Raw genomic sequence first — 22,611 nt, forward strand, 5'->3', positions numbered from 1 at the left:
TTGTAACTGTAAAGATTTAAAAATAGGAATTTCCCATGATTTTGTCGAAATTTAGGAAAATTAATGCCGAAAACATCCAAAAATTCTCATTTTATGTCTAAAACCATTATAATTTCAAACAGGTTACCCGTACAATTACAAATTGATAATCGCAAAATTACGGCCACCCCCAGTGTTGGTGGGTTAGCCACTGGAATGAAATCTGTACACTCTGGGGGAGATAGTCTTTGGATTGGATGGAGTGGATTAACTGATGAGGAGATTCCTAATGGGCTAGCGCCAGAAATAGACAAAGCATTGGCAAAACACGGTTCTTCTAAAGTAAGCTTAACTACGGCTGAGGTAGATGGATTCTATTATGGCTTTAGCAATCGTACCATTTGGCCCCTTTTTCACTATTTCTTGGAATATGCAGAGTTTGAACTGGAAAGCTGGAATATTTATAAAGCCGTAAATCAGAAATTTGCCGATGCCATTCTAGAGAAAGCGGAAGATGACGATATTATATGGGTCCATGATTACCAATTGATGTTGGTGCCACAAATGGTTAGGAAGCAACGCCCCAATGTATCCATTGGTTTCTTTCTTCATATACCTTTCCCTTCTTATGAGATATTTAGAACCTTACCGTGGCGAAAAGAAGTACTTGAAGGGCTGCTAGGAGCAGACTTAATCGGATTTCATACCTACGATTACGAACGACACTTTTTAAGCTCTGTAAGACGGTTATTACGCCTAGAGGTCAGCTTTAACGATATTCACTTAGATGACCGGGTTATTAAGGTAGATTCTTTTCCCATGGGGATAGATTATAAGAAGTTTAGTGATGCTGCAAAGAAACATCACGAAAATAAGGAAGTAGATAAATCGGAGTTGCAGAAGCGGTTGGATATGCACAAGAAAAATCAGCCCAATGCTAAATTTTTACTCTCCATAGACCGCTTGGATTATTCTAAGGGAATTGCTAAACGTCTTAAGGCCTTCGAATATTTTTTAAACGAAAACCCTCAATACAAGGAGAAGGTGCGACTTATTATCCTAGCGGTTCCTTCCCGCTCCAATGTGCCACAATATCAACTATTAAAAAAGGAAATAGACGAATTAGTGGGAAGAATAAACGGGGAATTTTCTACGGTAAGCTGGACCCCAATATGGTACTTTTACCGCTCTATGCCTTTTGAAAATTTAATAGATCTCTACACCTCTTGCGATATTGCTTGGCTGACCCCTATACGGGATGGGATGAACCTAGTTGCCAAAGAATATATAGCTACCAGAACGGACAAAACAGGAGTGCTAATACTCAGTGAAATGGCTGGTTCTGCCAATGAAATGAACGAGTCGCTACTTATAAACCCCAATAATTTTGAAGAGATATCGGAGGCATTACTCCAAGCAATTAATATGCCCAAGGAAGAGCAGCAGGCAAGAAACGGCATTTTACAAAAAAGACTGGAGCGCTATAATGTAGAAAAATGGGCAAATGATTTTATGACTTCACTTCTGGAGCAAAAACAAAACGAAAAACAACATAAGTCTCGCAAACTATCTGCTTCCAGGGCGAAGAATGTAATAGATGAGTTTAAGTCTGCCAAGAAAAAGCTATTGTTCATAGATTATGATGGCACCTTAGCAGGATTTCAAAACGACCCCCAAAAAGCAAGTCCAGATGAAGAATTATACCATCTCTTGGACAAGCTTGCTGCACTGGAAAATACTGATCTATATTTAATTAGCGGCAGGGACAAAGAAACTTTTACGAAATGGTTTTTGCCAAAAAAATACAATATGATCGTAGAGCATGGCGTATGGATATCCCAAAATGGGGAAGACTTTAGAATGCTGGAAAACGTTAAAAAAGATTGGATGGAAAAGATTCTTCCCGTACTAGAGTCCTTTGTTGATAGGACCCCAGGTAGTTTTATAGAAGAGAAGAATTACTCTATGGCCTGGCACTATCGGAATACCGATCCAGATTTTGGTCAGAAAAGGGCTACTGAACTCAATACTGTGCTCACTAGTCTAATTGCCAATGATGATTTAAGTGTTTTAAATGGCAATAAGGTGATGGAAATAAAGAGTAGCAATATAAATAAAGGACGTGCTGCTATGCGAGTATACTCCGAACAAGATTATGATTTTGTTTTTGCGATAGGCGATGACTGGACGGATGAATTTATGTTTGAAGAATTACCAGAATCCGCCTTTACAGTAAAGGTTGGCCGCCAAAAGACTCAAGCTAAGTTTTATGTGAACAGCATAAGTAATGTTAGACAATTACTCAATAAGTTTACGGACAAGTCCTAATATGAAAAAACTACAGGCAATTACCTTATTTTTATTAGTCGGTTTTTTAAACGCCCAGACCGATCAACGTATATATGATATCATTGAAGCAGTCTCAGCGGAAAGGATAAAAAACGATATTTCTACCCTTGCAGGATTTGGCACCAGACATACTTTAAGCGATACGGTTTCCACTACTCGTGGTATTGGCGCCGCAAGACGCTGGATAAAAAAAGAGTTTGATATCATCTCTAAGTCATGTGATAATTGCCTTGAAGTAACATCTCAAAAAGACCTGGTAAAGTCTGGTATAAATCAGCGTATTACCAAAGATACTTGGGTGGTGAATGTGGTAGCTATACAAAGAGGGGAAAAATACCCCAATCGATATATTATTATGAGCGGGGATATTGATTCCCGTGTAAGCGACCCTAACGATTTTACTTCAAATTCCCCTGGCGCCAATGATAATGCTAGTGGAATGGCAGGCACTTTAGAAGCCGCAAGAGTGCTTTCTAATTATCAATTTGAGAGCAGTATAATGTACCTTGGTTTGTCTGGTGAAGAACAAGGCCTTTTTGGTGGTCAGGGCTTTGCAAAACAGGCAAAGGAAAAAGGATGGGAAATTATTGGGGTATTCAATAATGACATGATTGGGAATATCAAGGGAGTAGATGGAATCATCAGTAATACCGATTTCAGGATATTCTCCGAACCAGTGCCACCCACAGAAACAGAGGAAGAGCGAAAAATGCGTAGATTCTACGGCGGGGAAGTAGACGGTACAAGTAGGCAACTCGCTCGCTATGTGCACAAAAATGTGCTGACCTATATGCCAGAAATGAATCCCATGATGATCTATAGGCTAGACAGATTTGGCCGAGGTGGACATCACAGACCCTTTAACGATCTGGGCTTTGCTGGAATACGTATTATGGAGGCTCATGAAAATTATACCCAACAACATCAAGATATTCGAATAGAAGACGGTATTTCCTATGGGGATGTATTGGAGCATGTGAACTTTAATTATGCTAAAAAGCTAACCGCGGTTAACGCTATTAACTTGGCATCCTTGGCTTGGTCACCTCCTGCCCCAAATGAAATTGGAATTGGCGGGATAGTAGCTCCTGCGGTTACACTTCAATGGAGTGAAGTTAGCGGTGCAAAGGGTTATAAAATATATTGGAGAGAAACCACCTCCCCCACCTGGGACCATAGTAGGTATGTTGGCGATGTTACTGCTTTTACCTTAGAGGGAATTGTAATCGATAATTATTTCTTTGGAGTATCGGCTGTGGGAGAAAATGGATTTGAAAGTGTGGTGGTTTTTCCTAATAAAATTATTAAATAATCCCAATAACTAGGTATTTGGTGCGTGAACCAGTGTTGTCTCAGTTTTTTTAAATCCGATGTTAAGAACCATTAAATCCAAAAAAAACTTTTTGATAGGACCTGTATTTGGGCTAGTACCAATTTAAATAATAAATTTGTTGCAATGAAAAATTGTAGGCAAAATAATACACTATCAAATACCCATCAATTACGACTATGATCAAAAACAGGATTCATAAATTCATCTCTATTTTTCTTATCTCTATTTTTTTTAGCGCATTTGGGCAAAACCAGAATTTTACGGAGCAAGATACGCTTCGTGGTAGCATAACTCCCGAAAGGGAATGGTGGGATGTAGATTTCTATCACTTAAACATAGAGGTGGACCCAGAAAAAAAATTTATCGCTGGGAGCAATACTGTCCGCTATACTGTGTTAGATGAATCTCAAGTGCTTCAAATAGACCTACAATCACCGTTAACAATTACTAAGGTGTTGCAAGATGGCAAATCGCTAAAATACAAATCCAATGGTAGCGCACATTTTATCAAACTAAAGAAAAAACAACGCAAAGGAGCCATTAATGAGCTCACCGTTTACTATTCCGGTCATCCAAGGGAAGCAGTGAAAGCGCCATGGGATGGTGGATTTTCTTGGAAAAAAGACGCCAATAATAAACATTTTATAGGATCTTCCTGTCAAGGGCTCGGTGCCAGTGTATGGTGGCCAAACAAGGATCATATGTATGATGAGGTTGATAGCATGGCTATAAGTGTTACCGTGCCCAAAGACCTAATGAATATTTCTAACGGGAAACTTAAACAAATAGAGGAGCATGGGGAAACTACCACCTATCACTGGTATGTTACGAATCCGATAAACAACTATGGGGTTAATGTAAATATTGGCGATTACGTCCATTTTGGCGAGACTTACGACGGGGAAAATGGCAAATTGAGTATGGATTATTATGTAATAGCTGGAAATTTAGAGAAAGCAAAGAAACAATTTCAGCAAGCTCCTATGATGATGAGCGCCTTTGAACATTGGTTTGGCCCGTATCCTTTTTATAATGATGGCTATAAATTAGTTGAGGCCCCGTATTTGGGAATGGAGCACCAAAGCTCAGTAACTTACGGGAACGGATTTAAAAATGGCTATTTAGGAAGGGACCTTTCTGGTACCGGTTGGGGCTTAAAGTTCGATTTTATCCTAGTTCATGAGTCAGGCCACGAATGGTTCGCCAACAATATCACCTACAAGGATATAGCTGATATGTGGATCCATGAGAGTTTTACCACCTATTCCGAAAGTCTTTATCTAGACTATCATTTCGGTAAAAATGCAGGCGCTGAATATGTTATTGGAACCAGAAAGGGAATCGCTAACGACATCCCAATTATTGGTCCCTACGGCGTTAATAAAAGCGGTTCTGGAGACATGTATTATAAGGGCGCCAATATGCTTCACACCTTGCGACAGCTTTTAGAAGACGATGAAAAATGGAGAGCTATTTTAAGGGGATTGAATGAAGAATTCTATCATCAAACCGTAACCACAGCGCAGATTGAAGAGTATATTAGTCAAAAAGCAGGCATTGATCTCACTCAATTTTTTAACCAATATCTCCGCACCACACAAATACCGAGGTTAGAATACTGGGCGGATGGCCATCAACTGCGTTTTAGATATACCAATATTGTTGCAGGTTTTGATATGCCAGTGAAAATTAGGTTAAATGGGAACGAAGAGTGGGTATTTCCAACAGCGAAATGGAAAACAATATCCTTAGATAATGAAATTAAGGCCATATCGGTAGATAAAAATTTCTATATAGAATCCATTAAAGTATAGGAAAATTGTTTTTGAGCCCATTTTTTCATAGAACAATCCTAAGTTATCTTTAGCTTTGTAGTTCATGTTTACCCTAATAACGGGTATAAAATGGCTTTTAACTTATAATCGTAAAATCAATAAACAACGTAATTAAAAAAATATAAAATCATTTAAATTATGGATACAAATTTGGCGGTATTAATCGATGGCGACAACATTCCCTCTGCCTATGTAAAGGAAATGATGGAGGAAATTGCCAAATACGGCAACCCTACCATTAAACGTATTTATGGAGACTGGACCAATCCAAAACTGGCCAAATGGAAGAACCTTTTATTGGAGAACGCCATCACTCCCATTCAGCAATACGCCTATACAACGGGAAAAAACGCTACTGATTCAGCAATGATAATCGATGCCATGGACATCCTGTACTCTAACAAGGTAAGTGGCTTTTGCATTGTATCCAGTGATAGCGACTTCACAAGATTGGCAACGCGACTAAGAGAAGCGGGCATGAATGTGATCGGTATCGGAGAAAAAAAGACTCCTAACCCTTTTATTGTAGCCTGTGACCGATTTATCTATATAGAGATTCTAAAAAATCAGACTGAAGAGAGTAGTTCAGAAGCATCAGATCGCAAAAAAGGTAAGAAAGATGATGTGGATAAGATCACCGCTAAAGAAATTAAGCTTATTGCCTCTACCATATCTGATGTGGCAGATGACGATGGATGGGCATTTTTAGGAGATGTGGGCAGTCTATTACAGAAAAAGCAACCCAATTTTGACTCTAGAAATTACGGGTTTCAAAAGCTGACTCCCCTTATCAAATCCATTAAGAATTTTGAAATCGATCAACGGGAAAATACAAAGGGCCGTTTTAAATTAATATATGTAAGAAATAAGTAAAGGACCTAGTTTATGTATGCCCAATTAGTGCTATGCTGTAATTAAAGCAGCCATATATGTTGTTTAGGTAGAACCTATCCTTGGCAGGTAATGCTGTTTGTTGCCATTCTCTCTATATGGTGTACATGCGAAGTGGAGAATTCTTTAAGAAGCTGTTCTTCCTCTACACTTTAGGATTGATTAGTGGCGCATAGGCATACATCATAATTCTAAAATTAAAACATGAAAAATATTTTTGGTCTCTGCCTACTTTTATGCATTGTTAATTTAAATGCGCAAGATTCAGGTGATCATAAGACGGGCTTTTGGTATCAATATGTTGGTCATAATAGGGTTTCGGAAAAAATGAGTGTATTAACGGAGGTGCAACTCCGCTATTTTGAACAGTCCAAAAATTTTCAGGAGCTCGTTCTGCGGACGGGGGCAAATTACTCCTTTGCCAAGGAGGTGAATATCACATTGGGTTATGCCTATTTATTTACTGATGACACTTTTGAAGAATTCCCTGATGAAGAAAATATAAGAGAGCACCGTATTTTTGAACAAGTAACGTTAAAGCAGCAATTTTGGGAAATGTATCTGGAGCATCGATATGTTTTGGAACAGCGATTTCTGGATTTTGGGGATCAAAACGAGACCCAACACAGAGCTAGGTATCGCCTGCAGTTGACCCTGCCCCTTACCAATACCTTCTTTGTTAACCTTTCTGATGAAGTAATGCTAAATTTACAAGAGGATATTTTTAATCAGAACCGACTCTACGCAGGGCTAGGAGTACGTGTCACCAACAATCTAAATGTGGAAGCAGGGTTTTTAAAAACCCATTTTTCCCATGCTAATTATGAACGTCTCTTATTAGGGGTAACCTATAATCCGGACCTTAGGGGTTTCTTTAAAAAAAAGTAATACTATGAATCTTCAAAAAGTAACTTTTACCAATTCAAATGGGGATACTTTGGTAGGCCGACTTGCTTTACCAGCCAATCAACAACCCCATAATTTTGTGCTGTTCGCTCATTGTTTTACATGCAATAAAAACTTTCCCGCCATACGGAATATTAGCAGGGCTTTGACCACTGAAGGTTTTGGAGTATTGCGTTTTGACTTTACTGGACTGGGGGAAAGTGAGGGCGAATTTGCAGATACCAACTTCTCTGGCAACGTAGGGGATCTTGTGGAGGCAGCCAATTACTTAAAAGAGCACTACTCCTCCCCTTCCTTGATTATTGGTCATTCTCTAGGTGGAGCTGCCGCTATTTTGGCGTCAGAAGAAATAAGCTCAATTAAGGCCATTGCGACTATTGGTGCACCATCGGATCCAAAGCATGTTACCCATATCTTTAAAGATAAATTGGAAACAATAGAGAATACTGGTGTTGCTGAAGTAAATGTTGGAGGGCGCAGTTTTACGGTTAAGAATCAATTTCTAAACGATCTACGATCCCAATCCTTAAAAGAACGTATAAAGAACAATAGAAAAGCGCTCCTAATACTACATTCACCACAAGATACTGTGGTTGGAATTAACAATTCGAAAGAAATATATCAAGCGGCACATCATCCCAAAAGTTTTGTAAGTCTAGATGGAGCCGATCATTTATTGAGCAATGTAGAGGATGGAAAATATACTGGAAACCTAATTGCGGCATGGGCCAAACGATATTTAGATTTTCCTAAAAGCGCACCTCTGGATACAGACCACCAGGTTGTGGCCAGTTTGGACAAAAACGATGGGTTTACCACCGAAATGAAAATAGGCAACCATTATATTACTGCAGATGAACCTATTTCTTTTGGCGGAAATGATTTTGGGCCATCACCCTACGAATTAGTATCCGCTGGATTATCGGCATGTACGGCAATGACCATACAGATGTATACTAAAAGAAAAAAATGGCCGCTAGAAAATGTTCAAGTACATACCTCTTATAAAAAGGTACACGCTAAAGACTGTGAAAATTGTGAATCGGACAATTCCAAGATAGATACATTTGAAAGGGAAATAAAACTAGTGGGTACTTTAGCTGCACCTCAGATTGCCAAAATATTAGAAATTGCCGATAAGTGTCCCGTACATAGAACCCTAGAAACTAAGATCCACATTTCTACCAAAATTGTGTAGATAGGTGAAGATCCTGATCGATAGTGTTAAAATCCTTTTGATTTATGGTTGATGTCCCCCAAAATTATACTTAACTTTATCTTTTTATAACTAAAAATAGTTAAACATGAAAAAAATACAATTAGTATCTCTAAGCCTTCTATTATTTGCAAGCTACAGTTGCAAAGAAGTAAAAAAAGAGAGTGAGAACGCAATTGATGGTATTGAATCCAAAATGGAGGAGATAACAGAAGAAGAGGAAGTGAAAGTCCTTAGGTTTTCAATGGAACCGAAAAGTGATAGTAACGTTACGGGTGATGTAACCTTTACGGAGGAAAATGGCACCGTTAGAATGCAAGCTACCCTGACAGGCTTAACTCCTGGTGAACATGCAATTCATATTCACGAGAAAGCAGATTGTTCTGCTGCAGATGGTACGTCTACCGGTGGGCATTGGAATCCTACTTTTGCACAACACGGAAAATGGGGAGATGAAGCGGGTTACCACCGTGGAGATATTGGGAACTTAACAGCAGATGCAGATGGTAATGCTACTGTAGATTTCTCAACTGACGAGTGGTGTCTAGGTTGTGATGATGAAACTAAAAATATTATCGGCAAGGCAGTGATTGTTCATCAAGGAGTTGACGATTTTGTTACTCAGCCTACTGGTGATGCAGGTGGAAGAGTAAGTTGTACCGGTATAATAGAATAAATTTTATTTTGATTAATCTTAAAAGCTGTCCTTATAGGCAGCTTTTTTTTTACACCTAATTTAACCGACTTCAATTAGTTAAAATTGATTTATTAAAATACTTATTGTATTTTCCTGGGATAAATTGGGAGCCATGGTAAACAAAAGACGCATTTTCATTCAAAACACAGGTATTATCGCAGCCACTGCAGCATTTTCCCCTAATGTATTGTTATCTGCCACTAGACCCGCAAAAGAGAAACTAGGGGTTGCCCTAGTGGGTTTGGGGTATTATAGTAAGGACCTCCTCGCTCCTGCCCTACAGCTGACAAAAAACTGTGAACTTAGGGGAATTGTGACTGGAAGCCCAGATAAAATTCCCGCCTGGAAGGCTAATTATGGAATTAAAGACAAGAATATATATGACTATCAAAATTTTGATGATATAGCCAACAACCCAGATATAGATGTGGTTTATGTGGTTTTACCACCATCCATGCATGCAGAATATACGATTAGGGCTGCCAAGGCTGGAAAACATGTTTGGTGCGAAAAACCTATGGCTCCCTCTGTAGCCGAATGTGAGGCTATGATTAAAGCATGTAAAGACAATAAAGTAAAATTGGCTATCGGATACCGCTGTCAGCACGATCCAAACATTCAGGCGTATATGAAAGTAGGGAATGATCGTCCGTTTGGAAAGGTAAAAATGATTAGCTCAGCAGCTGGTTATTTTGACGGGAGGACCGACCATTGGAAACAAAGCAAAGCAATGGGTGGTGGTGCTATGGGGGATATGGGAGTTTATGCTTTACAAGGAGCCCGATTGGCAACAGGAGAGGAGCCTATCTCCGTACTGGCACAAGCTTCTACTACGCGACCTAAAATATATCATGAAGTGGAAGAAACCATGATGTTTCAGTTAGAATTTCCCAGTGGTGCCTTGGCAGCATGCCATACCAGTTTTGGAATCAATATGAACCACTTACATATTACCTATGAAAATGGATGGTTAAAAATGCAACCACATTCCAGCTATAGTGGCAACAATGGAAGTATGTCTAATGGCACCATTATAAATTTCCCTATTCCAAACCAACAGGCCAAGCAAATGGATGAGGATGCCCATGCAATCTTAAATAATATGGACTTAATAGCGCCAGGAGAAGAAGGTTTGCGTGATATTGTAGTGGTAGAATCAATCTATAAATCGGCTGCACAACAATGTGCGATTATGATATAGATTATAGAGTAGCAGTATTATTTCCGATCTTTAATCAGCAATTAATATCCCTTCAAAACTACTGATCCCAATACGAACTAGGAGATATTCTTATTGCTCAGAAAACCTGTTGACGGTAAATTTTTTAAGAGCGTGACTTTGGACGGACCACACGTGTAGATTCCCTTCGTCATCAACTTGCAATCCGGCCGCAATTCCGAAGTGAACCTTACTTTTACCAGTAAAAGATTTGGATAACACCTTCTTCATTATAGGGAGAAAGGAATTTGTTTTACTAACCAGAATTAAATCGGCATACCCTAAATTATTGTCACCGTTGTAGAATCCAATGGCGTAAATAGCGTTATTATCCCTAATCAGATTTATGGATTGATAGGCAGGCCAGTCCAACGGGGCAGAAAAGCTTGCGAGTTTCTTTTTTACGTTTTCTTCGGGTTTAATATGGTAGAAATCCCAATTACGAGAGTCCCAATTACCGACCACCATCAAGCTGTAATTTTCCAATGCCAATAATCCTACCGCTCCAGCAGTTTGTTTTTCGGGTTCGCCATGTCTATCTATAACAATAGTAGGCTGTGCTTTATAAAGGAGGGTGGTCCTATAATTATAAACGCACACTTTGGAGGTTGTTTTACTGTAATTATCTTCAATTCCAACAGCTAACAGTCCATTACTAACTTGGAAACCACCAGCATGCCTGTATGGTTCCTTCTTAAGGGAAATAAGTTTATCGGATTTAAGGGTACCTAAATCTACTTGTAAAATATAGGCTTTGGAAAATGAACTTCCTGAGGCTAATAATTTTTCTTTTCCATTTTGCTGGATAACCTGTACCCCTTGCAAATGACCTCCCTTAGTGGGCACCTTTATTATATTTCTCACGAGAAAAATTTCTGGAACGGAGCTGATAGATCTAAAGGCATTGGGCACATCTTTTACTTGTTGGCCAAAACTTGATATAGGGATCAAACCAAGAAATAACATTATAATAAGGGAGCTCCTCCTATTTCGTACACCCATGGTTTTATAAAAGTGGATAAATATCTTCGTGCAATAGTACATTCTACAATTTAGATACAATTAAAATATTCTCCAAATACGATTGCTAGGAGTCAATAGTAAAAGGGGAGAAGAGTTAATAATGTAAAAAAATGAATTATTTTTTTACATTACTAACTTTAAAGAATTTAATAGAATATAATTCCCCACTATTTACTTTCTTTTTAATTGAATCCACCTAAAGCCAATTCCCTTTGGTACTTCTTCCGATAGGTCTGCTTCACTAACCATTTTTACCCCTTCAATGGTGTAGAATGCATTAGGGTGGTATTTGTTAATTGCTTCGGTCAAATTGTTTAGCAAATCCCTTTTTAGGACTAAAAAAACAACGTTCACTTTCCCTGTACTACCTTCTCCATCTAGCATGGAATAGCGATAATCGTTCTCTTTTAAGAAATCTAGAAATTGATGAACTGGTTCCTTTGTGATTAATCTTAACACCACACGGCCCAGAGCCAGTCTCTCCTCTATATACATTCCTACGTAAGTCCCTGTTGCAAATCCACTTGCATAGGCTATATAAGAGAAAACATTATCTATATTACTAATTATCTGTCCTATGGCCAATAACCAAATAAGAGCTTCAAAAAAACCTAAAATAGGGGCAATATTCTTTTTCCCGCTCATAACAAATATGATCCGGATGGTAGAAATGGAAACATCTCCGATCCTTGCCACAAAAATTAACAGAGGAATGATTACATAGTTTAAAACTCCCTCACTTACTCCAAAATTTTCGTAAAAAAATTGCTCCATAATTTAAATTTCTTATAAAAAAGTAACAACCAACGGTTAAAAAAAAGTTGTTTGTTTGAAGATGCAAAGGTATTCAATCAGCTTATAACCAATAAGAAAAATCAAAAAAGTTTAAAAAAGGTTTATCTCAGGATTAGTTTTATGAAGATTACGGGAAGTAGTACGTTATGGACCGAATTCACACCCTTATTTTTCATAGAATAACCCTATATTTACTTATTAGGCATGGATAGAAACCCTACATCTTGAATGTAAAACATGGAGAATCTGAAGGAAAATTTAAATGATCAACAATTAGAAGCTGTAACAGAAACAGAAGGCTATGTTAGAGTGATTGCTGGTGCAGGTTCGGGAAAAACTAAAGCACTTACCCAAAGATACGCCTACATTGTGGACGCCTTGGGAATTAACACTTCTAATATCCTTTGCGTAACTTTCACCAATAAAGCCGCACAAGAGATGCGGAAACGAGTAAAAAAACTGGTTGGTACCAATTCCGACTTGAGTTATATCACGACTTATCACGGATTTTGTGTTCGCGTATTAAGGGAAGACATCAATAAGATTGCCTACCCGAAAAATTTTATTATTATGGATGTTGAAGATCAAAAGACGGTTCTTCGACAAGTTTATGCCGAACGGGGCCTAACTTCTAAAGTCTTCACTTTTAAACAAGTATTACGATATATAAGCAAGCAGAAATCCACACAAGAATATTTGCGATATATCCTTGAATCCAAGAAGCAAGAAACTGATAACGAAATAGAAAAAATATTTAGACGATATCTAGAAAAACAACAGCGGAATTTTGCTTTGGATTTTGATGACTTGCTAAATTTTACCCTTTACCTATTTATAAACAACCCAGACGTACTTGAAAAATGGCAAAAAAGGCTGCACTATATTCAAGTTGACGAAACCCAGGACAGTTCGCAAAAACAATTTATGTTAATTGAGCTGCTTTCTCAATACCATAAGAACCTATTTGTTGTTGGCGACCCAGACCAAACTATTTACGAGTGGCGAGGGGCCAAACCTGAAATCTTGGTCGATTTTGATAAGCAATTCCCAGAGTCAAAGACCATCATAATGAATCAAAATTACCGGTCCACTCCCAATATTCTAAGTCTTGGCAATCATATAATAAAAAACAACAAGATCCGGGTAGATAAAGATATGTTTACAGAAAACCCGAAAGGGGTTGATGTGGTCCATTTCCATGCTCAGAATGATTACGAAGAGGGCTTATGGGTTGCTAACGAGATAAAAAGACTCCTATCCGAAGAAAACTGTACGTATTCCGATGTGGCCATATTATACAGGGCCAATCATATTTCGCGCAGTATTGAACAATCCCTAATAAGGGAAAATATTCCTTATTCCGTTTTTGGTGGAATACGGTTCTTTGAGCGGAAAGAAATCAAGGATGTTTTGGCATATTTAAGATTAATCCAATTTGAGGACGATTTTTCTTTTTTAAGAATAGTCAATACCCCAAGCAGAGGTTTAGGCAAGAAGTTCCTTGAAAGTGTTGCCAAAATTGCTGATCAGCAAAATACCTCACTATACACCGCATTAAAGGATAACCTAAAACACAGAGAGTTAAGTCGTAAAGGAGCTATAGAGTTTGTTCAACTAATAGAAAAGTACAAAAAAGAAAAAATAGATTTTATTGTATCCGACCTAGTAAAGGCAGTGATGGATGAAAGTGGTCTTACCTCCTACTACAGAACCGATGGTGATACGGACAGACTAGATAATATCAAAGAACTTCAGAACTCCATTATTTTATTGGAAACGCAGGATGAGGCGCCTATTGACCTAATGGAATATTTACAAGAAATTGCGCTTTATACCGATATGGATATAGAGGACGATAGCAATGATAGAATTAAATTAATGACTATCCACACTTCTAAAGGCTTGGAGTTTCCTTTCGTTTTTTTGTGTGGTTTTACAGAAGGGATACTACCAAGTGCCATGGCTATTAAGGAAAGGCGGGCAAAAGCCATTGAAGAAGAAAGACGATTGACCTATGTTGCTATAACAAGAGCAGAAAAGGCATTCTATATGACTGAATCCGAGGGGTATAATTTTAGCTTAGGGACTAGTAAATATCCCTCACGTTTTCTATTTGAAATAAGCGATAATTATTACGTTAGTAAAGGAGAATTGAGCCAAGAGATTATTAAGGCAGCCAAAGCGCAATTGAAGTCAGACACTACGCAGCAATTAATTCAGAAGAAATTTGAAGTTGGGGATATTGTTCACCATCAAATTTGGAAAGAAGGCAAAGTAATTGCAGTAAACGATGTAAAAGGAGAATACCAGATAGAGTTTTTGGAAATAGGCAAGACGAAACCCATAACTTATGAATTTAAGGGACTGACTAAGGTTGAGGGTTCTTCGGAACCGACCGGAGATGATAAAAATAAAAAAACGGATCTAGAAGAAGATTGGACCGCTTTAATAGAAGAAAAAGATAGGAAGAGAGGGAGTCAGCTCCTTAAAAATGATGAAGAAGAGCAACCTCCAGCCAATAAGAATGAAAAAGGCAACAGCAAACAGTCTAAAGAAAAAGACAATAATCTGTGGTCAAGGCTAAAGGACCTGTGGTCGTAAGTTTAAATTGGGCTCATTAGTTTAGTGTCTTAATTGTTTAGATTACCTTTTACAATCTGTTCAAAACACAAATTTCAAGGATTATCCTCTAATACTATTTCAGTCTTAAGCCTAATTATATAGTCCTTACCTCATGAATCACTTCTACCCTACTTTAGATTAATTTATTTTAAATTTTAGGAAGGTATGTAGCTTACCTAATTTTGTTAATTTAGGACTTTTATAAGATGTGTTAGTTAATTTTAGTAGGTTCGAAATCCGTATGGATGTATCTACTAAAAATTCAATAATCAATAAAAATTACCAATATGAGAGCATTAACGGCTTCAATGATAAATTTACTCGCCGCTGTCCGTACGTACCTTGAAAGGGGGAAATATAAAATTTCATTCAAAATATTTCTTATAATAATAGGTGCTTTAAGTATTTACGCTGCAGGAGAAAGATTAGGAGAGTTTCTCTTCTACATTACTAACAAAAACTTATTTTAAGTACGCATTTACGTCTTTAGAATACGAACATTGGTGGCACCCTTTACACTTAATTAAGAAAGTTTTTCCATTACCTTCATATATTAAACCTAGGGCTATCCCACTCACCATAAAGACCTGGTTTTCTTCCCCTATTCATATAATAGTCAAAGGTTGGCTATATAAATCTCTTTATATCCGTTTTGACGGCGTTCAAGATTGTTATAATTATTATCTTTATCTGTAGTAGATTAAATTAATCAACTAGAATTTACAGACCTTTTGTTATATGCTAATCGCTTTTTATATTTTATCGGCCATACTTATCACGGTGTCCTTACTACCTTTTATCTCACATCAACACTGGATATTCCGGGTATGGGATTTCGGAAGAATTCAGCTGTTGATACTTCAACTTTTAACATTATTCATGGGGATTTTATTGGTGGATGAAAAAAGTGATCTTTTCTGGGTGGTCATAGTTTTACATGCTGGGCTTATAACTTTCCATGTTATCATCTTAATTCCCTATACCACCTTATATAAGAGAAATAAAGCTGTAGAGGTCCCAAAAGAATCTGATCCCATTTCTATAATATCCGCTAATGTTTATCAATTTAACGAGCAGTATCAAAAATTAATTAATTTGGTCCTAGAAGTTAAGCCCGATATCTTGCTTACCATGGAGTCCAATCAGGCGTGGGAAGATGCTATGACCCAAATCGAAGGGGAATATCCAAACTTTAAAAAGGTAGCCTTAGAAAACACTTATGGGATTCACTTTTATACCAAACTCCCCGTAAAATCTATTAAGGTCAATTATTTTGTTGCGGACGATCTGCCAAGCATAGAGGCTTCCTTACTTACAGAATCAGGTCAGCCATTTACATTTTTCGGGATCCATCCACCTCCACCAAGCCCTACGGAAGAGGATACATCTAGAGAACGTGATGGAGAATTACTTGCCATTGGGAAACGAGTAAGAAACACTAAAGGGCCTGTAATTGTAGTAGGCGACTTTAATAATGTAGCCTGGGCAAGGTCTTCTGTCTTATTTAGAAAAACATCAGAACTTATTGATCCACGAATCGGAAGAGGTTTTGTTTCCACTTTTCATGCTAAATATAGATTCCTTAGAGCTCCCATTGATTTATTTTTCCATTCCAAGGAAGTGTTTATTGAAGATTTTAGAACGTTACGACCTATTGGAAGTGATCACCTACCCTTGTTCTCCAAATTTTTTATAAATCATGAGGAAGATGTTCAGGAGGAAGAGGTGGAGACATTAGATAAGGAAGAAGCCGAAGAAGTAGATGAAATGATTAAAGATGGTATTGAAGAAAAGAGCGATAGACCACAGGTAGCAACGGAATAGGATTATATAAGAATTTGGGAACCCCTCATTTCCCGCTAGTGAAAGTTTCCCTATGTAGGCCAATAGAAATTATGCTCCCACCCTACTATAAACGGAAATTGTCAGTCTAAAATACAGCTTAACCATGGTTTAAAAAAGAGTATATAGCGTGGTGACAATAACTCCTTTTCTATCCATTGGAATAACAGATAGGAGTTGCTTTTCTTCTTTTACCTTAAAACTGAATGGGGCTGCTATTACGTCTATTCCACTTTGTTTTTTGAGTCGAGTTCCTTGCCCGGAAATAATATCCAGATTGGGTACAAAATCTATTGCGGGTATATGTTCGGTTAGGAGTACATATTTAAAATGGATTAGCTTATCCAAAATACATTGCACTTCGGCATTGGATAAATGCTGCAGTACTTGTCGCAATAAAGCACAATCTCCAGAAGGCAAATTGTCTACTGCCACATCCAAACAATGGAATTCAAGATTCTCTTCTAGATATTTGTCCTTATGGTGCGCTATAAGATCTGCCACAATATCCACAGCAATATATTTCTTGGTATGCTTAACCAATTGTCTTCCCACGTTAAAGTCTCCACACCCTAGATCACAAACAACAAGCGGACTTTCAAAGGAAGTTAAAAATGAGGTTAAAGCTGTTATATATGGATTTACTATTTCCGGATGATGCGATCCTTCACCGGAATAGAAGTCGGATTTATTATCCCCCCAGAGTTTCATTTCATATACCTGTTCCATTGCCTTCTTGGTTGGCCAGGGCTTCTTTATTTTTTTGGTTGCTATTTCCTTCTTATTCATAAACAGGTTTAAAGATTATAAAAGTAAATTGAGCCATGCAGTCGTTTTTATAATCCAAATTAATTATCCCTGAAAAATACTTCCTGCTGATCTCCAAAAGTAAAAATATAGATAATATCAACTATATAAACCTGGCAACCCAAAAAAATAAAACCACGTTACAGTAGAGTTTGAACTCATCGGAAGCTAAGTAGTAGAAAAGAATTCGGTATATTGTTACCTACAGCGTACCCCCCCTTTTGAGGTTAATAAATCGAATTAAAAGAACAGAATAATGAAAACAATGACATGTAGCCAATTAGGAGGGGCTTGCGATAAAGAATTCCATGCAACTACTTTTGAGGAAATTGAGGGAATGAGTAAAAGTCACGGAATGGAAATGTTTCAAAAAAATGACAAAGCACATTTAGAGGCCATGCATAAAATGAGGGACTTAATGAAATCATCTGACTCTAATGCGATGCAGGATTGGCTAGATGAAAAAAGAAAAGAATTTAACGCACTTCCTGAAAGAGGATAATCAAGGGTGCCTATGTCAGCAGACCGGCGCGACGAAGGTACATCACATACCATCCAATTTTAAGAATACAGAATTCCTTAATTTAACAACTTCAAAAGTATAAAATAGGATTTGAAGAATTAGTTGTTTTAATTACATTCGATTTGAATTTGGGAAAATAACTCCTAGCATGAATCTAGAGGTATATGGCTTTGGATTATTTTCTTGTAGTTTTACGTCTTATATAAACCAATTGCATGAAAATCCTTCATACATCCGACTGGCATATCGGGAAGCAACTACATAAATACGATCTGTCCGAGGATCTTGAGCTGTTTTTTACATGGCTAATAAAATATATAAAATCTGAAAACATAGATGTCCTATTGGTGTCAGGTGATATTTTTGATCAGGCGAATCCTTCACAAGCAGCTTATAAGCAGTATTATGATTTACTGAAAAACCTTATTCAGCTCGACTGTAAAATTATACTTACTGGTGGGAATCACGATTCCCCAACGGTATTGAACGCACCTGCAGAATTGCTAAAGGCATTTGATATTACTGTAATTGGTGGAGCCACAGAGGCAGTGGAAGATATGTTTGTAACTGTTGATAAAAACAATGAGAAGTTAGTAGTGGCTGCCGTTCCCTTTCTAAAAGATCGCGACATCCGCAAATCTGCTGCAGGAGAAAGCTATGCTACAAAAATTGAACAAATAAAGTCGGGCTTAAGAACCTATTTTTCAAATGTAACTGCACATTACAGTCGGCACCATACCAATCAGGTGTTTATTTTAATGGGACATTTATATGTACAGGGCAGCGAGCTTTCCGAGAGCGAGCGCGATATACAGATTGGAAATCAGGCGGGTGTGGAGGCCAATATGTTTGGGGAAATACCTCATTATGTAGCTTTAGGCCATATTCATAAACCACAAGTAATTTCTCAAGAGCAAAATATACATTACTGTGGTTCCCCAATTCCATTGAGCTTTTCAGAAAAAGAAGATCGCAAACAGATTAACGTGATTACCATAGAGAATAACAAAATCTCACAGGTAGCTATTATTCCTATTCCCAAGCACAGAAATTTACTCACTTTTGAAGGCAGTCTCCAAGAAGTAGAAGAAAAATTAAATGCCTATTCCGAAGTAACCACTTTAATATCCCTAGCCGAAATAATCGTAAATGAGGAAAGCGAAAGTTTGGAGAAGCGACAAGCTTTTGATGCGCTTACCGATTCCCAACTCAATTCCAAAATCGAAATTGTGAAATCGCGACTCAATTTTAAGAGTAAAATTCGTGGTGCTAGTGATGCCTTTGCTGTGGGCACCGATGTAGCAGATGTTACTCCTATGCAGATGTTCGAAAAAAAACTGGAGCTACAAAGCGAATTAGAGAACACAGACGAATTAAAGAACGCTTTTCGTGAAATCTTGGAAGAATTGAAATTATAGTCCATGAAAATCCTAAAAATTAGATTTGAAAATATTCACTCCCTAAAAGGAGAACACCATGTTGATTTTGGTGATGGTGTTCTGGCGGAAGCTGGGCTCTTTGCCATTACCGGCCCTACAGGATCGGGTAAGTCGACTTTACTAGATGTAATAACCCTTGCGCTTTACAACCGAATTGCAAGGGTAGATAAAGCGGTAAGCAATACCATTTTGGAGGATGACGGCGGCATTATGACCCGCAATATGAAACATTGCTTTGCAGAGGTAGAATATCGTGTTAATGGCAAGGATTATCGTAGCCATTGGTCCATAGAACGCAATAGGAACAATAACTTAAACGCACGTAAGCAGGAATTGGTAGAAGTAGCAACTGGTCAGATCCTTGAAGCGGGTACCAAAACTCCGGATAAAAACCAGGAGGTTATTGGCCTTAGCTATGAACAATTTGTAAAAGCCATGGTGCTGTCTCAGGGAGAATTCAGTAAATTACTGCAAGCACCGCGCAACGAACGTAATAAATTATTGGAAGATATTACAGGGGCCCGCTCCTACCGTGAGATTGGAAAGGCAGTCTATTTTAGGTATAAACAGGTAGAAAAGAGCATAGCACTCAAAGAGGCAGGACTAGAAACTATTGAGCTTCTAACAGCAGAACAAGTTACGGAAAAGAAAGCTGAACTTAAATCCCTGACCGAGGCGAAGCCTGAAATAGAAAAAAGCTACCAAACCGCTTCAGAAAAAATATCCAACAGAAAAGAGCTTCATAAAAAACAAGTAGAACAAAAAGAACTGCAAGATCAACAGCTTCAGCTAAAAAAGGACTGGGATATTTTCAACCCTTTTAAAAGCCAATTGGAGCTACATGATAAACTAGCAAAATATAGTGTAATCTTGTCAGATTACGATGCTGTAAGCAAGCAAGAGAGCCAACTGAAGGAAGATGGAGATCGACTCGGAAAATCTAAATTGGAAGCAGAAAACCAATTAAAATCATATTTAGAGGCCGCCGAAAAGCTCCTTAAAGAAAAGGTGGAAGTCAAAACTGCCAATGAGAAATTGGATGCTTTCCGAAATAAAATTGCTCAACTACAAGCCGAAGAGAAAAAGATGCAAGGAGAGGCGTCGTTATTCCTTAATCAATTAAATACTTATGTTAGGAAAATAAATGAGTTGGGATATCCATTGCCCATGGCGTACAAGCCCCAATTGTTTATCCCAGAAGTTGCATTTCTACATAAAGCGATTCAGGAATCTATACATTCTTCAGGGGTAGATTCCCTAGAAAAGTTGAATTCGGTTTTGGATGGCCAACGTGTTTTAAATGAAAAAGCAGGGGAATTACTCTCTAGTAAAGAGCAACTTATAAAGATTCAAGAAAACCATAAAAATCAATTTGGCAAACTAAAAGAAGTCAAGGAACAGTTGGTAAAAGACACCAACACCATAGAATCTCTGGAAAAAGAGGTGCTTTTAGGGTCAAAGGAAGTAGAATCGTTAGAGAAATCTTTAGCACAGCAACGTAATCATCAGAGTTTAGAGGAATATCGATTACAGTTAGATCCCGAGCAACCTTGTCCGCTTTGTGGGTCATTGCACCATCCCTATGCTTCCGAAAAACCTTATTTGGATACCAAGGAGGAACTGGTAAACGAAAAAAAGAAAGCACTCCAAACAAAGTCGGATTATCTTATCTCATTAAGAGCAAAAAACAAATTCCAATTTAAGGAAATAGACGACTTAACCACGGCTATAGCAACCCTTAAAGAAGAGCAGGCACAGCATTTGGAATCACTCACCAATATAGCTGAGCCTTTAAATTGGAATTTTAAAGACGATTTAGAAACGCTAAAATCCCGCCGACTCGATTTAAATCGGCAAATCCAGCAAATGGAAAAGTCGAAACAAGCTTTCCAAGCGGCTTCCACATTAAAGGATTTGGATGATAGTTTAAAGCAGTGGGAGTTGGCACTAACCACTTATAAAAGCTTAAAACAGAAACGCACTGCCTTATATGATGGGCCAGATATCAATGGAAAGGTGAATACTTTATCCACTTCCATAACTAGACTCCACTCCACTATTACTTCGCTTTCTGAGCAGTTAAATGGAAACGCAGAAAAACTAAAACTGCAATCGGCACAAAAGGAAAAAAAGGAAAATGAGCTAAAGGGGATAATTACAGATGAAAAGCTAGAAAACCTACAAGCCTTACGGTCTGCCATACTTTCTGAAGAGCGTGCCAGTAAAATTAGGAAACGTGAAAATCAACTAAAAGAGCAAAAAACCATTCTATCAGAAAAAGAAAGCTCCATAAATAAAGCATTAACTGAGTTAACAGAGAAAGATGACCAATCCCTTTCACTGGAAGCTTTAACCACCCTATTTAAAGAAGCTAAGTCCAGCTGGGATACCCTGTCCATTAATATCGGTAAGATCACCCAAAGTTTGGAGGCCGATGAAAAAGCCAAGAAGCGTCAGCAAAAAGTACAGGAAGAAATAGACCTACTAAAGAAAGATTTGTCGCTATGGAAAACCATGAACGATTTAATTGGGGATGCTACAGGTAATAAATTTTCCAATTTTGTCCAGGATCTTACTCTAGAGCAACTTATTGGGCACGCCAATAAACGACTTTCTGAGTTTAGCGATCGTTATCTACTAGATATTCCAACAGCAGAGGAAGCCGAAAAAAGTGATACGCTCAAGGTTTTTGATAAATATATGGGTAATGCACGTCGCTCTGTACGTACCCTTTCCGGCGGTGAGACCTTTTTAGTTAGTTTGGCTATGGCTTTTGCGCTATCGGACATTGCTGCAAGAAATGTAAAGATAGAATCCCTCTTTATTGATGAAGGTTTTGGCACATTGGATCCAGAAACCTTGGACCAGGCAATTACGATACTGGAAAAAATGCAGAACGAGGGCGATAAGTCTGTTGGAGTAATCTCTCACGTAGGCGCATTAAAAGAACGTATTACAACTCAAATCCAATTAGAAAAAGGAAGTTTAGGGCATTCAACTTTAAAGGTGGTACAATGATATTGGTGGTAGGAGTTACTAAATTAGCATTGTTAGCACTCTTTAGGAATAAAACCAAGTTTATTTCCTGAATAACACCATAGCGGTTTCAATATCGGTCCGGGGTATTTAAATGCT

Annotated in this window: 16 protein-coding genes; 13 read left to right on the top strand and 3 right to left on the bottom strand. The window is 38.0% G+C overall.

From position 1 onward, the window contains the following. The first annotated feature begins 93 nt into the window (after nt 1–93). The 8 genes from G466_RS0119285 (at nt 94) to G466_RS0119320 (ending at nt 10,407) form a co-directional block, all read left to right on the top strand. On the top strand, nt 94–2,307 hold the full coding sequence (locus tag G466_RS0119285) for a bifunctional alpha,alpha-trehalose-phosphate synthase (UDP-forming)/trehalose-phosphatase (protein ID WP_026815083.1): 2,214 nt from the start codon (nt 94–96) through the stop codon (nt 2,305–2,307). Nucleotide 2,308: 1 nt separating this feature from the next. Beyond that, nucleotides 2,309–3,640, top strand: a complete 1,332-nt coding sequence (locus G466_RS0119290) for a M28 family peptidase (protein WP_026815084.1) — start codon at nt 2,309–2,311, stop codon at nt 3,638–3,640. Nucleotides 3,641–3,837: 197 nt separating this feature from the next. Beyond that, entirely contained in the window at nt 3,838–5,475 is a 1,638-nt protein-coding gene (locus G466_RS0119295) for a M1 family metallopeptidase (protein ID WP_026815085.1), read from the top strand. A 159-nt stretch (nt 5,476–5,634) separates the two neighbouring features. After that, entirely contained in the window at nt 5,635–6,369 is a 735-nt protein-coding gene (locus tag G466_RS0119300) for an NYN domain-containing protein (RefSeq protein ID WP_026815086.1), read from the top strand. A gap of 222 nt (nt 6,370–6,591) precedes the next feature. Continuing rightward, the gene (locus G466_RS0119305) at nt 6,592–7,275 is read left to right on the top strand and encodes a DUF2490 domain-containing protein (protein ID WP_026815087.1); all 684 of its coding nucleotides are present in this window, start codon (nt 6,592–6,594) and stop codon (nt 7,273–7,275) included. Nucleotides 7,276–7,279: 4 nt separating this feature from the next. Next, nucleotides 7,280–8,491, top strand: a complete 1,212-nt coding sequence (locus tag G466_RS0119310; protein WP_026815088.1) for a bifunctional alpha/beta hydrolase/OsmC family protein — start codon at nt 7,280–7,282, stop codon at nt 8,489–8,491. A 106-nt stretch (nt 8,492–8,597) separates the two neighbouring features. Next, nucleotides 8,598–9,185 carry a superoxide dismutase family protein gene (locus G466_RS0119315; protein ID WP_026815089.1) on the top strand — a complete coding sequence of 196 codons (588 nt, stop codon included), beginning with the start codon at nt 8,598–8,600 and terminating at the stop codon, nt 9,183–9,185. 133 nt (nt 9,186–9,318) lie between these two features. Continuing rightward, nucleotides 9,319–10,407, top strand: a complete 1,089-nt coding sequence (locus tag G466_RS0119320) for a Gfo/Idh/MocA family protein (protein ID WP_026815090.1) — start codon at nt 9,319–9,321, stop codon at nt 10,405–10,407. 90 nt (nt 10,408–10,497) lie between these two features. Here the strand turns inward: G466_RS0119320 and G466_RS0119325 are convergent, their stop codons facing one another. Then, nucleotides 10,498–11,427 carry a hypothetical protein gene (locus G466_RS0119325; protein WP_026815091.1) on the bottom strand — a complete coding sequence of 310 codons (930 nt, stop codon included), beginning with the start codon at nt 11,425–11,427 and terminating at the stop codon, nt 10,498–10,500. A gap of 192 nt (nt 11,428–11,619) precedes the next feature. Then, nucleotides 11,620–12,222: a DUF2179 domain-containing protein gene (locus G466_RS0119330; protein WP_026815092.1), complete on the bottom strand. Its 603-nt coding sequence runs from the start codon at nt 12,220–12,222 to the stop codon at nt 11,620–11,622. Nucleotides 12,223–12,480: 258 nt separating this feature from the next. Between G466_RS0119330 and G466_RS22790 the strand changes: the two genes are divergently transcribed. After that, on the top strand, nt 12,481–14,844 hold the full coding sequence (locus tag G466_RS22790) for an ATP-dependent helicase (RefSeq protein WP_084419002.1): 2,364 nt from the start codon (nt 12,481–12,483) through the stop codon (nt 14,842–14,844). Nucleotides 14,845–15,744: 900 nt separating this feature from the next. After that, nucleotides 15,745–16,689 carry an endonuclease/exonuclease/phosphatase family protein gene (locus G466_RS0119345; protein WP_229797122.1) on the top strand — a complete coding sequence of 315 codons (945 nt, stop codon included), beginning with the start codon at nt 15,745–15,747 and terminating at the stop codon, nt 16,687–16,689. A 129-nt stretch (nt 16,690–16,818) separates the two neighbouring features. On the opposite strand, the gene G466_RS0119350 is transcribed toward G466_RS0119345, so the two are convergent. After that, entirely contained in the window at nt 16,819–17,496 is a 678-nt protein-coding gene (locus tag G466_RS0119350) for a class I SAM-dependent methyltransferase (protein WP_026815095.1), read from the bottom strand. 274 nt (nt 17,497–17,770) lie between these two features. On the opposite strand from G466_RS0119350, the gene G466_RS0119355 reads away from it, so the two are divergent. The 3 genes from G466_RS0119355 (at nt 17,771) to G466_RS0119365 (ending at nt 22,494) form a co-directional block, all read left to right on the top strand. Then, complete coding sequence (locus tag G466_RS0119355; protein WP_026815096.1) at nt 17,771–18,016, top strand: hypothetical protein; 246 nt, start codon at nt 17,771–17,773, stop codon at nt 18,014–18,016. A gap of 236 nt (nt 18,017–18,252) precedes the next feature. Further along, nucleotides 18,253–19,455, top strand: coding sequence for a metallophosphoesterase family protein (locus tag G466_RS0119360; protein WP_026815097.1), 1,203 nt, complete (start codon nt 18,253–18,255; stop codon nt 19,453–19,455). A gap of 3 nt (nt 19,456–19,458) precedes the next feature. Beyond that, entirely contained in the window at nt 19,459–22,494 is a 3,036-nt protein-coding gene (locus G466_RS0119365; protein WP_026815098.1) for an AAA family ATPase, read from the top strand. Nucleotides 22,495–22,611 lie beyond the last annotated feature (117 nt).

The organism is Arenibacter certesii DSM 19833 (assembly GCF_000429545.1).
Classification (GTDB): Bacteria; Bacteroidota; Bacteroidia; order Flavobacteriales; family Flavobacteriaceae; genus Arenibacter; species Arenibacter certesii.